This window comes from Flavobacteriales bacterium, from assembly GCA_016124845.1.
GTDB lineage: Bacteria > Bacteroidota > Bacteroidia > UBA10329 > UBA10329 > UBA10329.
Genome location: WGMW01000052.1, coordinates 1 through 18,114, shown reverse-complemented (window position 1 = coordinate 18,114; position 18,114 = coordinate 1). Strand labels below are relative to the sequence as shown.

Here is an 18,114-nt window from a genome sequence, read left to right as displayed (position 1 = left end):
TGGGCTTATAAACATTGAACACATAAATATGAAGGACTGACGACTTCCTTGCTGAATAGACTTTCAAGCACCTCTTTTCGGTTGTCTGATCGTTCAGTTTTTGTTTCCCCGAGGAACGAGGGGCCTCCAACAACCACCGTTTCAAAATGCAGAAGGAGGAATGGCTACGGCCCATCATCACGCACATTACGCCAAGGTTCCTGGTAGAGAAATCGGTGAAGGTGGTGTATTATGACGATTCCAAGATCACAGACAAGTTGGTAGACCGCTATTTTGAATTGCTATTGCGTGAAGGAAACCGTGGCGGGTTGATGGGAAAGACACAGCAGATCACGTACGGGTATTCAGACGAGATAAAGCAAGTGCAATGCCCAACGCTTATCATGTGGGGCGATCAGGATATGCTGGTGAATGTGGAAGCGGCTCCGCGTTTCCACGAGGACATTCCCAACTCAGAACTGCTTATCTATGAGAACATGGGCCATGTGCCGATGGAGGAGATACCGGAACGTTCCGTTCGTGATTTTATCAGTTTCATTAGAAAATAAGGGTCACGCTGAGTTTATTTCAGCATCAACTCAGACCCTGAAACAAGTTCAGGGTGACGCTTCTTTGAGAATAATCGGTTGATTTTCTTAAAGCGCAGCGGCCAATCGACTTCCTTGGTTGATGGCGCGCTTGGCATCCAGTTCGGCCGCCACATCGGCACCACCTATCAGATGCACATTCACCCCTTTGGCTTTCAGAGGCTCGAACAACATGTTGTTGCTCACCTGTCCTGCACAGATGATGACATTATCCACTTCAAGAAGCTCTGGTTTTCCGTTCACGGTGATGTGCAGGCCTTGGTCATCGATCTTCTCGTATTGCACCGAGTTGATCATCTGCACATTCTTGTTCTTCAAAGCCAAGCGATGGATCCATCCTGTGGTCTTGCCAAGTCCGGCACCGACCTTCGATTCCTTACGCTGTAGCAGATACACCTCCCGTGGTGATGGCTCCGGTTTCGGTTGCATGCCTTCAATACCGCCCCGAACCTCGTTTGTCGCGTCAATTCCCCATTCTGCAAGGAACGCGGCAAGGTTCTGCGAGGTCGATTCGCCTTCGTGTGTGATGTATTCCGCCACATCGAAACCGATACCTCCAGCACCGATGATGGCCACTTTTTGCCCAACGGGTTTCTTGTCTCTGAGCACGTCCAAATAACCCAACACTTTCGGGTGATCGACCCCGGGAATATTCGGTTTGCGCGGCTTGATGCCTGTGCTGAGCAACACCTCATCAAAACCTGCGAGCATTTCTGCTTCTGCACGTGTGTTCAGTTTCAGCTCCACCCCATGTTTTTTGATGAGCGTATCGAAATACCGAATGGTCTCGTTGAACTCTTCCTTACCTGGGATCTGCTTCGCGATATTGAACTGCCCACCGATCTTGTCATCGGCTTCGAACAGCGTTACCTGATGTCCGCGTTCTGCGGCAACGGTCGCTGCGGCCAAACCTGCGGGACCGGCACCGACAACCGCAATTTTCTTCTTGGCTGAAGTAGGCGTGTAGTTCAATTCTGTTTCGTGGCAGGCTCGTGGGTTTACCAAGCAGCTCACGATTTTGCGCTGAAACACGTGGTCCAAACAGGCCTGATTACATGCAATGCACGTGTTGATCTCATCTTCGCGGCCTTCCTCGGCTTTCTTTACCAGATGGGAATCTGCCAAGAACGGACGCGCCATGGAAACCATGTCCGCGTCTCCGCGTGAGATGATGTCTTCGGCTACTTTCGGGTCGTTGATGCGGTTGGTGGTGATGAGCGGAATGTTCACTTCGCCTTTCATCTTACGTGTAACCCACGTGAATGCTGCCCGTGGTACCATGGTGGCAATGGTCGGGATGCGTGCCTCATGCCAACCGATACCGGTGTTGATGATGGATGCACCTGCCTTTTCGATCTCCTTTGCCAACTGAACAACTTCTGGCCATGTGCTGCCGCCTTGCACCAGGTCGAGCATGGAAAGGCGGAAGATGATGATGAAGTTCGGGCCAACGGCTTCGCGTGTCCTTCGCACAATTTCAATGGCAAAACGGATCCGGTTTTCATAACTACCGCCCCATTCGTCTGTTCGCTTGTTCGTTTTCTTGGCAATGAACTGGTTGATCAGGTAACCTTCCGAACCCATGATCTCTACGCCATCGTAGTTCGCATACTGGGCCAATTTGGCACAGCGCACAAAATGACGGATGGTACGCTCAATGCCCGCTTTGCCCAATGCCCACGGCTTAAAAGGGGAGATGGGCGACTTCAATGCAGAAGGAGCTACTGCGATCGGACTGTAGCTATATCGACCCGTGTGTAGGATCTGCAGACAGATCTTGCCATCATGCTTGTGTACCGCTTCGGTAATTACCTTGTGCTTGTCTGCCGTTCGTTTGTTAGTGAGTGTACTGGCAAACGGGCTGGTCCAACCGTGTACATCGGGTGCAATGCCACCTGTAACGATAAGGCCGCAGCCACCTTCGGCACGTTCACCGAAGTAGGCGGCCATGCGTTCGTAGCCACCTTTCTCTTCTTCCAGTCCGGTATGCATGGAGCCCATCAGGGTCCGGTTTCGGATCTTGGTGAATCCGAGGTCTAAAGGTTCAAACAGATGCGGGTATTTCGGATGACTCATATTTCAGTAATAAAGCAATGCGTGCATTGTAAATTAAGGTTGGCTAATTTCAGAATAATTCTGAATACTGGAATCCGAATAGATGGGGAGATACAAGAGATGCAATCCTTATCCAGAAACACTCAATTGCAACTTCCTGTGCTAAAATCCGTTAGTGATTTTCGATAAACGACCAAACTGATCGATCAGAACGGGAGTAAAATGAGAAAATGTGCGTGATGAAAAAGTTCTTGATCCTATTGACCCCTGCTTTGTTGATGTTGGCGTCATTCGGCCCATCTGCATCGGTAGATGATTTCAACTATGAGGTATTCATCGATGGAAGACCTATCGGTTCGTATGCGGTAAACCGAACGGAAGTGAATGGTACTACTCATTTTAGGGTAGAGAACAGCACGGCTGCGGGACTTATCAGAAAGTCGGAACACAAATTTGTGATGCTGACCTCTTTCGATGAGGCCAAGTTTGTTTCAAGCGATATGAAAACATGGGTCAATCAGGAACTGGAGTCCAGCACGGTTATCCATTGGGATGGTAACAAATACGTTCGTCAAGATGGAGAAAAGCTGACTGAGATTCCAGGGACCATGGCCACCTTCAGTTCGCCATGCATGTTCTTTGAGGAGCCAATGAACCGAACTACGCTTTTCTATGAGAAATACGGCATGGAACTACCAGTGACGGACCTTGGTAATCATCGGTATGAAGTGAAACTGCCCAATGGGGCCACCGAGCGCTACTCATACAAGGATGGAGAAGTTGTGCAGGTGGATCTCATTCAGTCCTTCACAACCATTACGCTGGTAGCGAAATCTTAAAAAATACTTGGGAGGGAACTTGAAAGAGCGGTTGTTGAGGCCGCTTTTTTAATGCCTGTCCGCGTCCGATCACGATCAAAATCGGTGCAGATAAACCATCCGAACCTCATTTTGGAACACCGCACTCCGCATCCGTATACATTTGACTTAAATCAAATTTTAAGTTCAAAAACATGCAGGACGTACTCGAAAGATTGGAAGGCGCATTTGCCGTGCAGAACTACATTCAAAGCATTGTAGATTTTACGGATGAGGAGATGGACATCATTATGTCACACTTCAAACCGATGAACATTCCCGCAGGGGAGTATTTTGTCGATGAGGGCATTGTTTGCAAGAACATCGGGTTCATTACCAAGGGATACATACGCACATATTATGAGATAAACGAGCAGGAGGTGACAACCATGGTGCTTACCAAGCACAACATCGTTACGGCCCATGCAAGTTTCACGCTGCAACGTCCATCCAAGTCGTACATACAGGCCATTTCTGATTGCGAACTGCTTGTAATGAGCAAGGAGAGCATGCAGGAGCTTTACGATCGTTTCCCGAAATGGGAACGATTGGGACGATTGATCACCGAGCAGGTATATGGTTACATGGAGAGCCGCGTGGTGGATTACCTGAGTCTGAGCCCAGAGGACCGCTACCGCAAGATGTTGGATAATGATGCCAAAATTTTGAAGAACGTTCCGTTGCGTTACATCGCATCCATGTTGGGTATTACGCCAGAAACGTTGAGTCGCATTCGGAATAAGGTGCACAAGTCAGCAAATTGATTCGCAAGGATAATCGTGGTGAGAAGGTCTGTGCTCCTTGGTTGAGCATGGGCCTTTTCTTTTTTACTCGCAGGTCAGCCCAACAGATCGGTCGTTTCGCGTAACTCCTTCAACGCTCCGAACAGCCTGTCAAGATCTTCTTGCGTGTTGTATCCCTGAAAACTGTATCGGATATAGGTCTTTCCCCAATGTTGGAAAACAGGCACTTCAATGCCATATCGGTCGTAAAGCGTTGAGCTCAGCTTTACCACATCGGGACAGCTTATCTCCAAGCTGCACATCTGTCCCAGAAAGTCGTCAGAAACAGGGCAGAGCATCTTTCCATTGGCCATTTCGGCAAAGCGCTGGTAATTCTTCTGCGATGTCTTTCTTGCTTCGGCACAAACGTGCTCCCAATTGAATTCTCTGCGGAATTCCAGTGCTTTCGGAATAGTAAGGAAGGCAGAGAGATCGCGTGTCCCTTGCAGCTGGTGGTAGTCGATGAACTGAGAGTTGGACGGACTGTCGCTCTCATAGCCCCAACTGATGACCAATGGGTCGAACCACGGTTGCAGCTCCCGTTTAACATAGAGGAACGAACTTCCTTTGGGTGTCAGCAGCCATTTGTGGCAGGCACCCGTGTAGATATCGGCTTGCAGTGTAGTGAGGTCGAGCGGTAATTGGCCTGGAACATGCGCTCCATCAACAATGGTAACGAGTCCAAGGTCCTTGGCTTTGGCGCAAATCTCCTCCACAGGCAGTATCAATGCGGTGGTGCTTGTAATGTGGCTGATGAAGATGGCCTTTGTCTGTGGGGTAAGTCCCAAAAAGAACTCTTCTACGATCTGTTCCTTACCGGTGGCAGGAAGTGTGATGTGCTGCTGCACATACTTGGCACCCGCCTTGGCGCAATAATACCGCCACGTGCGGTCCATGGCCCCGTATTCGAGGTCGGTGGCAAGTATCTCATCGCCTGATTGCAGCGGAAAGCTCTTGGCAATGATGTTCATCGCATAGCTTGGATTCATGGTGTAGACCACATCGTCCGTATCGCATCCGATGAATTTGCCCAACACCTCTCGTGAGTGCCGTAACAACTCAGGGCCTTTGCGTGCAGAGAACTGAACGGTGTTCTGCTCAAGTTCCAGCTGCCATCGCTGGTAATCCTCAAAAATGGGCTTCGGACATGCCCCGAACGAACCGTGGTTGAGGTGAATGATTTCGGGGTTGAGAAGGAACTGTTGGCGGATGTCGGTCATGTTGATGGAATAGTATGCAAATGTACTTTCATCAATCACGTAGTGTTCTGCTAACACATGGAGATAAGAATTTCATTCAAGAAAGGAATTCAGACAATGATTGAGTTCGGGTTGGTTTCCTTCTAAATCCGTTTCTGGCTTAGCAGTACGATAAGTAGGTAAGAAACCCATCATTTGTTTCACGATACTTGTAAGGCTCAATTCTCAAGTATGCAAAACCCGACCCGTCCCAATTACTCGCGTTCGTTTGCGGTGGTCACCTCGCTGTTCTTCATGTGGGGTTTCATTACTGTGCTGGTCGATTCGCTCATTCCACGCCTTCGTGAGATTTTCGAGCTCAGCTATTTCCAAGCGGGGTTGGTGCAGTTCGCATTCTTCATGGCATACGGACTACTTTCCATCCCTTCAGGATTTGTGCTGGCACGCATTGGTTACAAGCGCGGGATGTTGCTCGGTTTGGCCACCATGGGAATCGGGTGCCTGCTGTTCTGGCCTGCTGCACAGCTTCGCGTGTTTGAACTGTTCATGGTCGGCTATTTTGTGCTTGCGGGCGGAATGACCCTTTTGCAGGTGGCGGCCAATCCATACGTTTCGGTACTTGGTGACCCGCGCAATGCTTCCAGCCGACTGAATCTTTCGCAGGCCTTCAACTCGGTGGGAACCACCTTGGCACCCGTTGTCGGGGCCATGTTCATCCTTAGCGACAATATTCTTGGCGGGGCCGAAATTGCTGCGCTCAGTGAAGCCGAAAAACTGAAGTATTACGCCTCGGAAGCCTCTGCTGTGCAGGGACCGTTCGTGGTATTGGCCTGCGCGCTGCTGCTGTTGGCTGGGCTGGTGGCCGTTGCCAAACTTCCCAAGGTGCTTGATACGGAACATGCGGGAAGTTATCGCGAAGCGTTGAAGAACAAACGGTTGCTGCTCGGAGCCATCGGTATTTTCGTGTATGTGGGTGCCGAAGTGGCCATCGGCAGCTATCTCGTCAACTATTTTCTGGACATGAACATGCCAGAGGTCATCAAACGCAACGGATTTCTTTCACGGGTCGCTTCTTCCATTCTGCACGCTGATCTGACCGTTGTGGATGCCAAAGCCGTGGTAGGGGCGTTTGTGATGTTCTACTGGGGTGGAGCGATGGTCGGACGTTTTATAGGGGCCATTCTTACGCGTATTCTCCGTCCAGGTCTGGTGTTGGCCGCATTTGCCATCGGTGCGGTATCATTGCTGGCAATCTCCATGACAACCAGCGGAGTGGTGGCAATGGTCAGCATTCTGTGTGTGGGGCTGTTCAATTCCATCATGTTCCCGACCATTTTCACGCTGGCGATAGAAGAACTGAACGAACTGAAACCGCAGGGTTCGGGCATTCTATGCACGGCCATTGTCGGTGGCGCGGTCATTCCACCGCTGTACGGTTATTTCACCGATGCGGTGGGTTTCAAACTGGCCATGTTACTTCTGACGGTCTGCTACGGCTACATCCTTTTCTACGGGATTCGGTTCAAGCGACCATCGGTGGCCGCCTGATTTGGGCATCATTTTTTCGGTTCAGAACCCATTGTGAACTTCAGCTCACCGCCTTCCATCATCTGTTCGTGTGAAATTTTCAGATCGATCGGCTGTCCATTCCATTCCACTTTTTGTACATAGACATTCTCGGGAGATTGATTCTCTGCCAGAACCGTAAACGTCTTTCCATTCGCCAGTTTCATCACCGCCTTATCCACCAACGGAGAACCCAGTTCGTATTGGCCGCCAACGGGGTCGAGCGGATAAAAACCGAGTGCGCTGAAAATGTACCAGGCAGACATCTGTCCGCAGTCCTCGTTTCCGCAGAGGCCGTCAGGTTTTTCGGTGTAGAATTCTCGGCAAATGCGCCTCAGCATTTCCTGTCCTTTCCATGGGTGTTCTGAATAATTGTAGAGGTAAACCGTGTGGTGCGATGGCTCGTTTCCATGCGCATACTGGCCGATAAGACCCGTCACGTCCAGCAGTTTGGCCGTGCTTGGAAGGTCGTGATCGATCACGAACAATTTATCCAATTGGGTTTCAAATGCTTTCGGACTTCCATAAAGCGCAACCAGCCCTTCTGGGTCGTGCTGAACCGACCACGAATATTGCCAGGCATTTCCTTCGGTGTAATGGCGTTTAAGTCCTTTTTTGTGCGAGAATTGGTCGAAATTCTTCAGCCATTTCCCATTCCTGTCCTTCGGCCTCATCAGACCTGTTGATGTGTCAAACAGATTCTTGTAGTTGTCCGCTCTCGCCAAATAGCGGCTGGCCACATCCGTGTTTCCCAGCGATTCGGCAAATTTGGCCACCGCCCAATCGTTGTAGGCGTATTCCAAGGTTTTTGAAACCGATTCGTCCTCGCCATAATTCACGTAGCCTTTTTTCATGTAGTGCTTCAGTCCGCGTGTGTGCTGATCGGCCGTTGTAATGCATGCGGTCAGCGCCTTTTTCTCATCAAAATTCCTGATTCCTTTTCGCCATGCTTCCGAGATCACAGGAATAGAATGATTTCCGATCATGCAATACGTTTCATTGGCCTCCAGTTCCCAAATGGGCAACTTCCCACGGTAATCGTAATGTGAGAGCATCGACCTGACGAAATCATCCACCACATCGGGTTTGAGCAGAATGAAAAGGCTGTGCGCTGCGCGATACGTATCCCATAGCGAGAAGGTGGAATAACGATGATAACCTTCCGCTTTTTCGAGTTTTCCGTTCGGATTGCGGAATTCTCCGTTCACATCTGACAAGAGGCTCGGGGCGATCATCAGGTGATACATTCCTGTGTAAAACACGGTTTTTGTTTCAGGCGATGCCTCGATGTCGATCTTCGAAAGTTCTGTTTCCCACAGTTGCTCGGCCTCGGCCCTTACTTCATCAAACGACTTGTTTGCAACTTCCTCGTCCAAGTTTTTCTGAGCATTCTCAACGCTCACAGTCGACAGACCCACACGGATTTCCAATACTTGCGAACCGCCCTCAAATTTCAACGTGGCCTTGCCCGCGCCCGATTGTTTCTTAAAAGGTTCGGATGTTCTGGCCGCAAAGAAGCAGCGTTGGCTCAAGGCCCATCCCAGCGTTTTCTTCAACCCACCGAACGTGGTGTCTGACATCCATTTGAAATACGTTCTCTTGTTCAGGTCGATGAATACGCTGTGGTTCAAATTCACCTTCAGGTTTTTCTCCATTCCCTCAGGAAACGTGTAGCGATGAACGGCACATCGTGGCGTAGCGGTGAATTCGCAGAGAATACCGTTGTCCAGCCGCACGGCATAATAGCCGGGTCGAGCGTATTCATTCTCATGGTTGAACGAGTACTCTCTCTCGTACTTTCCTGTGAATGGCATCATGGCAATATCGCCAAGGTCTGGGCCTCCCGTTCCGCTCAAATGCTTGTGCGAGAAGAACTCGATCTCGGACGAAGACCAATGATACCCTGAATACCAGTCCCATCCCTTCACGCCATTGTCAGGGCTTATCTGCACCATTCCGAAGGGCGTGGTAGCTCCTGGAAACGTGTGGCCGTGCTCCGCGGTCCCAATGAACGGATCCACCCGATCCGAGTATTCCGTTTCCGAAACTTCATCTTTCACATGAATGTCGCTGGCCTTGGTTCTCTGGTAGTTGTCTACTTCCTTCTCAGGTGCTGTTCGGTACTGACCAAAGGATGAGAAGTGGAGTAGTAGTGGCAGAGCAAGAAGGCAGAAAAAGCGCATGGTGACAAAGAATATCTGAGACAAATGTTTTGCACTAAGGTAATACGCCAGTTAACGCTTTCTTTTTTGACTTTGGGCCGCAAGAGCATGAACCTGCTACACTTGCCCGAACGTAAGTTAAGTCATAGGCTGTTAGATCTTACAACTTTAAAGAAATGACGGCAATTGGGAAATTCACCGGAGGGTTCAATCTCCACACCTTGGATCACAGTAACCATCGAGAGAACAGCAAGGAACTGGCGCATGAACTGAACATCCGCCCTGAGATGCTGTACCGCTGGCGCACAGGGTTCGCGGTACTGTAGGGCGGTAGCTTTCCGGGCCATGGCAGAAAGAAGATGACCGAGGGGGAAAGTGAACTTGAAAGGCTTCTCAGGGAGCTTGCCGATGTGCACACGGAACGTGACATCTTAAAAACACGTGCCAAAGTAAGGCCGTGCGCATCTTCTCCGAAAGCGATGGAAGATATTCCAATTCTTACAGGACAACATGAACAGATTCTCCATTAAGAAGATGCGCAGGGTGCTGAAGGTTAACAGAAGTAGTTATTACGAGCAACCCTGTAGTAGATCGTTACGGAACAGAGAGGTCACGGAGCGAATACGCGGCATCCATGAACGCAGCCGCAGAATGTCCGTGCATCACCGGAACGTTCAAATTAACTGCAAATCCGAAAGATGGCAGCCTATCTTAACTTACTGCCCACTTTTTTGTTGCAAGTCCAGTAAACTCCATCAACTTTGTAAACTTCAAACTGAGCACATGAACGAAGTCTTTTCCGCCATCATCGAAATCCTCAAATACACCGTTCCTTCTGGAATTGTATTCGCAACCGCCTATTTCCTGTTGAAGAAGTTCTTGGAAGAACAGCGCGAGATCACCATCATCCAAGCAAAGGCCGGTGCCAAATCCGAAATGATTCCTACACGCCTGCAAGCGTACGAACGCTTGGTGCTTTTCTTGGAGCGAATTGAACCGAATCAAATGATTCCACGCGTTCATCTTCCTGCCATGACCTCTGGTGTTTTCAAACGCGAATTGCAGCGCACTATCCGCGAGGAATTCGAGCATAACCTTACGCAGCAACTGTATGTTTCGGCTGAAGCATGGAACAAAGTAATAGAGAGTAAAAATGCTGTGAATCAACTTATTGAACTTGCCGCCAAGAACGTTGGCGAAAATACCACGGGTGTTCAGTTCAGTAGTGTTCTGTTTGAAATTTTAAGCAAGGCTGGAGTTTCACCGACCTCAGGAGCGATCAATGTGTTGAAAGCGGAAGCGCGTCAGTTGCTCTAACCCAACACCTTTAACCAATGCAGTTTCAACTCTCGATAATCATCCTATGTTTTCTTGTGTTTTCGAGTATGCTCTCTGGCTGCGTTTCAGAAGTGAATTTTGAGGAACCCCAACCAACAGATGCGAAAGATGAAACGCATTTCAAAAGACGTTTGATCGGAGACTACATCAATACTGATGATGGTTCACGAATGACGGTCGGAAAAGACTTCATCATCCGTCAATGGGATTTTCGACACAACACGGCCAATTTTCAGATTGATTCTCTTGGAGAGTTCAAGACCACTGATGGGATGCTGAGTGATTCGGGCAATCAAGGCGCGCTAAAATGGAACGTTAAAATAGATGGAGACACCGCCCGAATTGAGGGTAGTCTGATTGATACCATCTTTCGTATTGGGAAAGATCAAGTCCTTAGAAACTTCAAAGGATATAGTTTTTTGAATGCCGAGGAGGAAAATGGTTTTTGGACAGTTACACTTCTTTCATCAGAGGGTCAAGGAAAAGTGACTCTCAAGAAACTTCGAGGAGATTCTATCAATCTCGAGAAACTCAAAACCTTGGTCGTTTCAGATGAGATTGATGATGTGGGCTCTACTGTATTTAGAATTAAGCCGTCCAGAAGGGAACTAAAGCGAATCCTTCATTCTGACCTTTTCAAGGATGAGTCTGCGTTCCAAAAAATCCGCTGAGTAGCTAACTGTTGTAACCCCAACTCTTCAGCAGTTCCCTTGCCGCCACGAACGGACTGACCTTTCCGTCCTTCACATCGGAGTTCAATTTCTCCAGTTTGGATGCCGTTTCAGGGTCGCTGAAAAAACGATGGGTCAGTTCTTCCGAAATGGCCTGTTTGAGCCAGTAGTCGTTCTGTTTCGCACGATTGGCTTCCAAATAACCGTTCACACGAACGTGATCAAAGAAACTTTCCGTGGTTGAGAGAATCTCATCCAGCCCATTTCCCAGCGTGGATGAACACGAAAGCACGGGAACCGTCCAATCGCTTTCCTTGGCAGGGAACAGATGCAATGCCTGATGATACGATGCCTTGGCCAACTTGGTGAAACTGGCATTCTCGCCATCATCCTTGTTGATGATGACCACATCGGCCATTTCCATGATGCCGCGCTTGATGCCTTGCAGTTCGTCACCAGCTGTTGCCAAAACCAGCAACACGAACATATCCACCATGGAATGTACAGCTGTTTCGCTCTGCCCAACGCCCACCGTTTCCACCAGAATCATATCGAAACCAGCGGCTTCGCAAAGCGTGATGGTCTCGCGGGTTTTTCGGGCCACACCACCCAAGGAGCCGCCCGCGGCAGTTGGACGAATAAAGGCATTCGGGTCGGCTGAAAGGCGTTCCATCCGGGTCTTATCGCCCAGAATACTGCCATGAGAAATATCACTGCTTGGATCTACAGCAAGCACCGCCACCTTCTTTCCCACAGCGGTGAGTTTTGAACCAAACGCATCAATGAACGTGCTCTTCCCCACTCCTGGAACTCCCGTGATTCCTATTCGTTGGCTTTGACCTGCCTTGCTGGCACACAGCGATAGAAGTTCAGCAGCCTGCTCCAGTTGTTCGTCACGCGTACTTTCCACCAACGTAATGGCGCGTGCGAGTGCCACGCGGTCGCCCGTCATCAGCTTTTCGGCCAGTTCTTTTATGTCGATGGACTTGGACATGCGGCTAAATTACCTCAATTCGATGCGAATTTTCATTCTTTATGAAGCGATAGAATTAATTATCGTAATATTGCGATGAAATGGGATTGACCAAAACACATCAGTTCACCAAAGAACAGAACGACCTTGCCGAGCTAACTAAGGCAATGGCGCATCCAGCACGGATTGCCATTCTTCAGTACTTGAGCAAACAGAACAGTTGCGTGTGCGGAAGCATCGTCAACGAGATCGGATTGGCACAAGCTACCGTTTCCCAACATTTGAAGGCATTGAAAGAAGCTGGATTAATTCAGGGAACGGTTGAAGGCGCAAGTGTCTGTTACTGCTTGAACACCGAGAAAATTGAATCCGCCCAGCAGCAATTGAATGGGCTTCTAAAAAACTGCTGTTCTCCAAATTCCTGCTGCTAAAAAAAATTTGAAATCATTCATCGTAATAAACCGATAATAAAATCACAGAATCATGAAACTATCTGAAGTAAAAGAAGCCTTAAAAGGACTAACAGAATTGAGATTCCGTTTGGAAGACGGAACACAGGTTCCAGCACATTTTCACGTTACTGAAGTCGGCAGCGTGAAGCGACACTTCATTGACTGCGGAGGAACCATCCGTACCGATGAGGCAGTGAATTTTCAACTGTGGTCTTCCTCAGATACCGACCACCGATTGGCCGCCAGCAAACTGCTGAACATCATCCTTCTATCCGAAGAAAAATTGGGGCTGAACGATGCGAATGTGGAAGTGGAATATCAAACCTCCACCATTGGAACCTACGGGCTTGAATTCGATGGCAACGCATTCATTCTGACCAACCTGCAAACGGATTGCTTGGCCAAGGAAAAGTGCGGCATTCCAGAGGAAAAGCAGAAGGTTTTGATCGGGCAGCCAACTCAATCTTCCTGCTGCACACCGGGTGGTGGCTGCTGCTAACTATCTTTAGCGCATGACCGCGTTTCTCCTTTCATACTTTGCCTACAACATATTGGTGGGCTTGGCGCTGACCATTCTCTACCTGATTCAGACCAACGGGCCCAAGACACCTCGGATTCTGCTTTGGTTGTTCTTTTTCCCTGCGGTGGGATTGGGATTCTGGCGGCACGCGCAGATGAAGGAATCAGAAAACCCACTCGTGTTACCGGAAAAATGGTTCATGTGGAAATACATGGTGAAAGTGAATTGGGGTTTCATGCTCATTCTGATGGTCGGTCCACTGGTATTGATCGCGCTTTCTGCACTTGGAATCCTTGCTGGCGGCACCCTCAATTTAGAAAGCTATGGCATGATGACCATGGAAGAGGTCAAAGGCATGATCGGTGCGAGTTTGGTCATGATTGCAGTGCTGTACATCATCATCATGTTCTTTGTGTTGATCATACCGTTTCTGCTGTTGATCGTGTTGCCGAAAAGTCAGGCGCGCTCCATTGAACGGCAGTACTTGTTAGCTCAGAAACGTGCTCAAGCACAGGCAGTTCCCACTCCGAAACCAACGACCAAGCCGATTCAACTTTTTCAGGATGTGCACATTTATGTATTGAGCTGTCTGCATGAGTTTAGCTCGATTTCCTCTTCTCGCAAGAAAGAATTGGAAGATGTGGCGCGGTACATCTCGCAGAAACTGAAACAGCAGGAAACGGTGAATCTCATCTTCATCTGCACGCACAATTCGCGAAGAAGTCAATTGGCGCAGATTTGGGCGGCTGTAGCAGCAGCAAATTATGGCGTTCGGAACGTGCATTGCTTTTCTGGCGGAACGGAGGAAACCAGTTTCGCCAAGCGTGCAGTAGAAACCCTCAAGCAAGCAGGTTTGAAGATCGATGGAACAGTGGGCACCAACCCCCGCTACACTATTCGTTATTCGGATGAAGTGGGTGCTTTGGACTGTTTCTCGAAGAAGTACGACCACGCAGCCAATCCGCAGAAAGGGTTTGCAGCATTGATGACCTGCTCTGATGCCGATGTGAACTGCCCATTCGTGCCAGGCGCGGAAGTACGCTACAAACTGACCTACGAAGACCCGAAACTTTCTGACCGCACCCCACAGGAAGCTGAAGTTTACGAAGTGCGCAGCAGGCAGATTGCCACCGAAATGCTGTACCTTTTCAGCCACGTTTCGTAATGGTACATCGCCATTTTGCGCTGTACAAAGCAGACGGCTATCTCTCGCAGTTCCAAACCAACCAGACCAAGCGGAAGAACAAGAAACTGCTGGGTGAGCTGTTCGATTTCCCAGAAGGAACCATGGCAATAGGCCGTTTGGATGAGCCATCCGAAGGCTTGCTGCTACTGACCACTGATGGTCAGTTCAGCGAGTACATCCGCAGTCAAAAAGTGGAAAAGGAATATTGGGCCCAGGTGGACGGCATCATCACAGATGAGGCTATCAACCAACTTCAAAAGGGCGTTACAATATCTTCGGAATCAGGACCTTACACAACGCTACCATGCAAGGTGGAGCGAATTGAAACCGCACCTTCTCTCCCACCTCGTGGAAAGAAAATCCGCAATGAGCGGCATGGTCCGACATCGTGGATTTCCATCACCCTGACTGAAGGTAAATACCGTCAGGTGCGTAAGATGACCGCAGCTGTTGGTTTCCCTACGCTTCGGTTGGTTCGGGTGCGAATTGGGAATATTCTACTGGGCGATATGCAGCCAAGAGACGTTCAAGAGATATATCCGAAATCCATGTCATTCTGAACTTGTTTCAGAATCTGAAAACTTGATTGGCCATTTAGATGCTGAAACGAGTTCAGCATGACATCCATCTTCTACTGGTCGGTAATCGCAATACGCCCCTACACACTAATCAGTACCTTTGGCGCCCCAAATGCGAACGGTAGCATTCCATACACTCGGCTGCAAGCTCAACTTTTCGGAGACCAGCACCATTGCGCGGCAATTGATCGCTGCGGGCTATCAGCGTGTGGATTTCAAAGAAGCGGCCGATGTCTACATCGTCAACACCTGTTCGGTTACGGACCAAGCAGATGCCACATGCAGAAATATCGTTCGGCAGGCGTTGAAGGCCAATCCGAATGCGTTTGTGGCAGTTATCGGTTGCTATGCGCAGCTGAAACCGAAAGAAATTGCCAGCATTGAAGGCGTGGACATCGTTCTGGGAGCTAATGAGAAGTTCAATATCGTGAGCTACCTCGAAAACTTGGACAAACTTCCTGAAGCCGGCATCCACAGTTGTGAGATAAAGGATGTGAAGGAATTCGTACCCGGATTCTCTTCCAACGATAGAACCCGCACGTTTCTGAAATTACAGGACGGCTGCGATTACTTCTGTTCGTTCTGCACCATTCCGCTGGCGCGAGGAAGAAGCCGCAGTGAGAACATCGCCAATAGCGTGGCCTCCACCAAAGAAGCGATCGCTACGGGCGTGAAGGAAATTGTACTTACGGGTGTGAACATCGGTGATTTCGGAGCGGGAACTGATGAGAACTTCTACCAACTCATTCAGCAGTTGGACAAGCTGCCCGGTGATGTGGAGCGTTTCCGCATTTCCTCCATCGAGCCGAACCTACTGAGTGACGAGATCATTCGTTTCTGTGCCACTTCCGACCGTTTTGTACCGCATTTCCACATTCCGCTGCAAAGTGGCTCTGATGAGATGCTGAAGAAGATGCGCAGACGCTATGATTCGGCTCTGTACCGCAGTCGCATTGAGACCATCAAAGAAGTGATGCCGCATGCGTGCATCGGTGTGGACGTCATTGTGGGTCATCCCGGTGAAACCGAGGAGGAATTCATGAAAACGTACACGTTCTTGAATGAATTGCCCATCTCCTACCTACACGTATTCACCTATTCGGAGCGACCGAATACTACGGCTGTACGTGTGAAAGACGAGGTGGTACCCGTTCCTGAACGCAGACAACGCAACCGTATGCTCACCATTTTGAGCGAAAAGAAGAAGCACGCCTTCTACGAACCATTTGCCGAAACCACGCGCCCTGTGCTGTTTGAGCATGAGGAAAAGGACGGTTTCATGTTCGGATATACGGACAATTACCTGCGGGTGCGCATTCCGTTCGATGCAGCATTGAGTGGTCGCATCGTTGAGACCCATTTGGAACGTTTAGGAATCGATACTGTTTTTGAAGGGTTGCCAGTTGCTTCCACGGGGAACGAGGGGGCTATCATTCGTGAAGACGCTTCCTTCGTCAGCGAAACAAATAGCTAATTTGCCCACCTGCAAATCAACCAACCATGTACCCCAACCTCTACGAACTCTTCTTAGACCTTTTCGGAGTATCCATTCCACCCCTGAAAATGATGCAGAGCTACGGCACCATGGTGGCCTGCGGTTTCATCTTCGCCAGCGTTACGCTTACGCTTGAACTGAAAAGGAAAGAAAAGGAAGGCCTGCTGAAATCGACTTTCAAAAAGGTCTGGGAAGGCAAACCGTCCTCCACCGTGGATAAGGTTCTCAACTCGCTTATCAGTTTTCTGATCGGATTCAAACTGCTGCCGTTGCTTACCAGTTTCGATCTGGTCTTTCCACGCATCAAGGATTTCATGCTTTCGGGCGAAGGAAATTGGTTGGCCGGAGTGCTGATGGGCGGTGGCATGCTGGGTTACATGATCTATGACGACCGCAAGCACGCCACAGACAAGCCTAAAGAAGTGGAAAAGGAAGTGCACCCGAACGAGCATGTTGGGAACATGGTGATTCTGGCCGCCATCGGAGGCATTGGTGGTGCCAAGCTGTTCCACAACTTGGAGAACATTGATGAGATGATGGCCGACCCGATCGGGGCGCTCACTTCTTTCAGCGGACTTTCCTTCTTCGGTGGGCTGCTTTGCGCTGCCGCGATGATCATCTACTATGCCCACAAGCACAAGATCAAAGCATTGCATCTGGTGGATGCCGCTGTTCCCGGATTGGCCATGGCGTACGGTTTCGGACGAATGGGCTGCCAGATAGCTGGCGATGGCGACTGGGGCATTCCGAATGACAGGCCGATGCCCGATTGGTTGAGTTGGTTGCCCGAATGGCTCTGGCGCTACGATTATCCGAATAACGTACTCGACCCGCTGCACCGTGGCAAGGAATTCATGATCGATTATTTCGCACGTCAAGGGTATGAGAGCCTGACAGGCTACGCCTATCCTACTCCACTTTATGAGATCATCATGTCCATCATCATCTTCTCGTTTCTGTGGGGCATGCGCAAACGATTGAAAACCCCGGGCGTCATGGCCTCATGGTATTTGCTTCTCATAGGTACCGAACGTCTGCTCATTGAGCAGATCCGCATCAATAACGAGTACCCAATTCTGGGTGGCATCACACAGGCCGAGATCATCTCAGCGGTGATCATACTGGCAGGTGCTGTAGGCCTCTATTATATGCCCAAAGTGGGGCAACGCTGGGCGAAGTGGTAGCAGTTCAACGCTTTCCGCTAAATACAATGCGTTAGAAACTTCCATCATTGCCAGAGAGGAACTACCGAAGCAATCTCCACATTGCCGGACAGTACTTTCAGAACAACCCGAACAGCTTCTTTCTTTTGGCGGTGTTGGGTCGGTCCAACTGAAGGATGTCGGACACACCGAACTTGTCGAAGCCATCGAAAAGGGCCTCCACGCCTTTGTTCATCTTCACGTTCACCTCCTCGTCATAGAGCGGGATGAGTGTATAGAAATCAATGGACCTGTTCTCCAGTTTCAGCGTGTGGAATTCCTGACCGAAGACGATGGACGGCAACAGCACCATGGTGTTCAGTTTGGTGTTGGGCGCAAAAGGCCCGGCCGGGTCTCCGTTCGGAATCGTATGCCCATAACCCAACCACGTATTATATTGGTGTGGGAACCGCGCCAACATCTTCAGCCAGCGCACGGGCCAATAGTTCCTGTCATCCTTGAAATCGTCTTCCGATATTTTCCAATCGGCT

At 49.6% G+C, this 18,114-nt stretch carries 17 protein-coding genes; 12 read left to right on the top strand and 5 right to left on the bottom strand.

The window, feature by feature from the left end; genetic code table 11:
* Positions 1–146: 146 nt before the first annotated feature.
* On the top strand, positions 147–548 hold the full coding sequence (locus GC178_16950) for an alpha/beta fold hydrolase (protein ID MBI1289257.1): 402 nt from the start codon (positions 147–149) through the stop codon (positions 546–548).
* Positions 549–635: 87 nt separating this feature from the next.
* Here GC178_16950 and GC178_16945 read toward each other — a convergent pair whose 3' ends face one another.
* Positions 636–2,663, bottom strand: a complete 2,028-nt coding sequence (locus tag GC178_16945; GenBank protein MBI1289256.1) for an NAD(P)-binding protein — start codon at positions 2,661–2,663, stop codon at positions 636–638.
* 218 nt (positions 2,664–2,881) lie between these two features.
* Between GC178_16945 and GC178_16940 the strand changes: the two genes are divergently transcribed.
* Positions 2,882–3,481, top strand: coding sequence for a hypothetical protein (locus GC178_16940; GenBank protein MBI1289255.1), 600 nt, complete (start codon positions 2,882–2,884; stop codon positions 3,479–3,481).
* Between the two features lie 173 nt (positions 3,482–3,654).
* Complete coding sequence (locus GC178_16935) at positions 3,655–4,263, top strand: cyclic nucleotide-binding domain-containing protein (protein ID MBI1289254.1); 609 nt, start codon at positions 3,655–3,657, stop codon at positions 4,261–4,263.
* A gap of 74 nt (positions 4,264–4,337) precedes the next feature.
* On the opposite strand, the gene GC178_16930 is transcribed toward GC178_16935, so the two are convergent.
* On the bottom strand, positions 4,338–5,501 hold the full coding sequence (locus tag GC178_16930; protein ID MBI1289253.1) for an aminotransferase class V-fold PLP-dependent enzyme: 1,164 nt from the start codon (positions 5,499–5,501) through the stop codon (positions 4,338–4,340).
* A gap of 210 nt (positions 5,502–5,711) precedes the next feature.
* On the opposite strand from GC178_16930, the gene gluP reads away from it, so the two are divergent.
* The gene (gene gluP / locus GC178_16925; protein MBI1289252.1) at positions 5,712–7,028 is read left to right on the top strand and encodes a glucose/galactose MFS transporter; all 1,317 of its coding nucleotides are present in this window, start codon (positions 5,712–5,714) and stop codon (positions 7,026–7,028) included.
* Positions 7,029–7,036: 8 nt separating this feature from the next.
* Here gluP and GC178_16920 read toward each other — a convergent pair whose 3' ends face one another.
* A complete protein-coding gene (locus tag GC178_16920) occupies positions 7,037–9,229 on the bottom strand; it encodes a glycoside hydrolase family 92 protein (GenBank protein ID MBI1289251.1) in 2,193 nt (730 codons plus the stop codon).
* A gap of 762 nt (positions 9,230–9,991) precedes the next feature.
* On the opposite strand from GC178_16920, the gene GC178_16915 reads away from it, so the two are divergent.
* Together GC178_16915 and GC178_16910 are read left to right on the top strand one after the other, a co-directional pair.
* Positions 9,992–10,525, top strand: coding sequence for a hypothetical protein (locus GC178_16915; protein MBI1289250.1), 534 nt, complete (start codon positions 9,992–9,994; stop codon positions 10,523–10,525).
* Positions 10,526–10,593: 68 nt separating this feature from the next.
* Positions 10,594–11,217, top strand: a complete 624-nt coding sequence (locus GC178_16910) for a hypothetical protein (protein ID MBI1289249.1) — start codon at positions 10,594–10,596, stop codon at positions 11,215–11,217.
* A gap of 4 nt (positions 11,218–11,221) precedes the next feature.
* Here the strand turns inward: GC178_16910 and meaB are convergent, their stop codons facing one another.
* A complete protein-coding gene (gene meaB, locus GC178_16905; protein ID MBI1289248.1) occupies positions 11,222–12,211 on the bottom strand; it encodes a methylmalonyl Co-A mutase-associated GTPase MeaB in 990 nt (329 codons plus the stop codon).
* 80 nt (positions 12,212–12,291) lie between these two features.
* Here meaB and GC178_16900 point away from each other — a divergent pair, with 80 nt between their 5' ends.
* The 6 genes from GC178_16900 (at position 12,292) to GC178_16875 (ending at position 17,605) form a co-directional block, all read left to right on the top strand.
* Entirely contained in the window at positions 12,292–12,621 is a 330-nt protein-coding gene (locus GC178_16900; protein MBI1289247.1) for a metalloregulator ArsR/SmtB family transcription factor, read from the top strand.
* Between the two features lie 52 nt (positions 12,622–12,673).
* Complete coding sequence (locus tag GC178_16895) at positions 12,674–13,141, top strand: hypothetical protein (protein ID MBI1289246.1); 468 nt, start codon at positions 12,674–12,676, stop codon at positions 13,139–13,141.
* A 424-nt stretch (positions 13,142–13,565) separates the two neighbouring features.
* On the top strand, positions 13,566–14,327 hold the full coding sequence (locus GC178_16890) for a protein-tyrosine-phosphatase (GenBank protein MBI1289245.1): 762 nt from the start codon (positions 13,566–13,568) through the stop codon (positions 14,325–14,327).
* On the top strand, positions 14,327–14,908 hold the full coding sequence (locus GC178_16885; protein MBI1289244.1) for a pseudouridine synthase: 582 nt from the start codon (positions 14,327–14,329) through the stop codon (positions 14,906–14,908). Before GC178_16890 ends, GC178_16885 begins: the two co-directional genes overlap by 1 nt.
* Before the next feature lie 118 nt (positions 14,909–15,026).
* Positions 15,027–16,400 (top strand): tRNA (N(6)-L-threonylcarbamoyladenosine(37)-C(2))-methylthiotransferase MtaB, encoded by a 1,374-nt coding sequence (gene mtaB / locus GC178_16880; protein ID MBI1289243.1) that lies wholly within the window; start codon positions 15,027–15,029, stop codon positions 16,398–16,400.
* Positions 16,401–16,426: 26 nt separating this feature from the next.
* Positions 16,427–17,605, top strand: coding sequence for a diacylglyceryl transferase (locus tag GC178_16875; GenBank protein MBI1289242.1), 1,179 nt, complete (start codon positions 16,427–16,429; stop codon positions 17,603–17,605).
* Between the two features lie 97 nt (positions 17,606–17,702).
* Here GC178_16875 and GC178_16870 read toward each other — a convergent pair.
* On the bottom strand, positions 17,703–18,114 hold a 412-nt coding region (locus GC178_16870; GenBank protein ID MBI1289241.1), incomplete at its 5' end, for a suppressor of fused domain protein.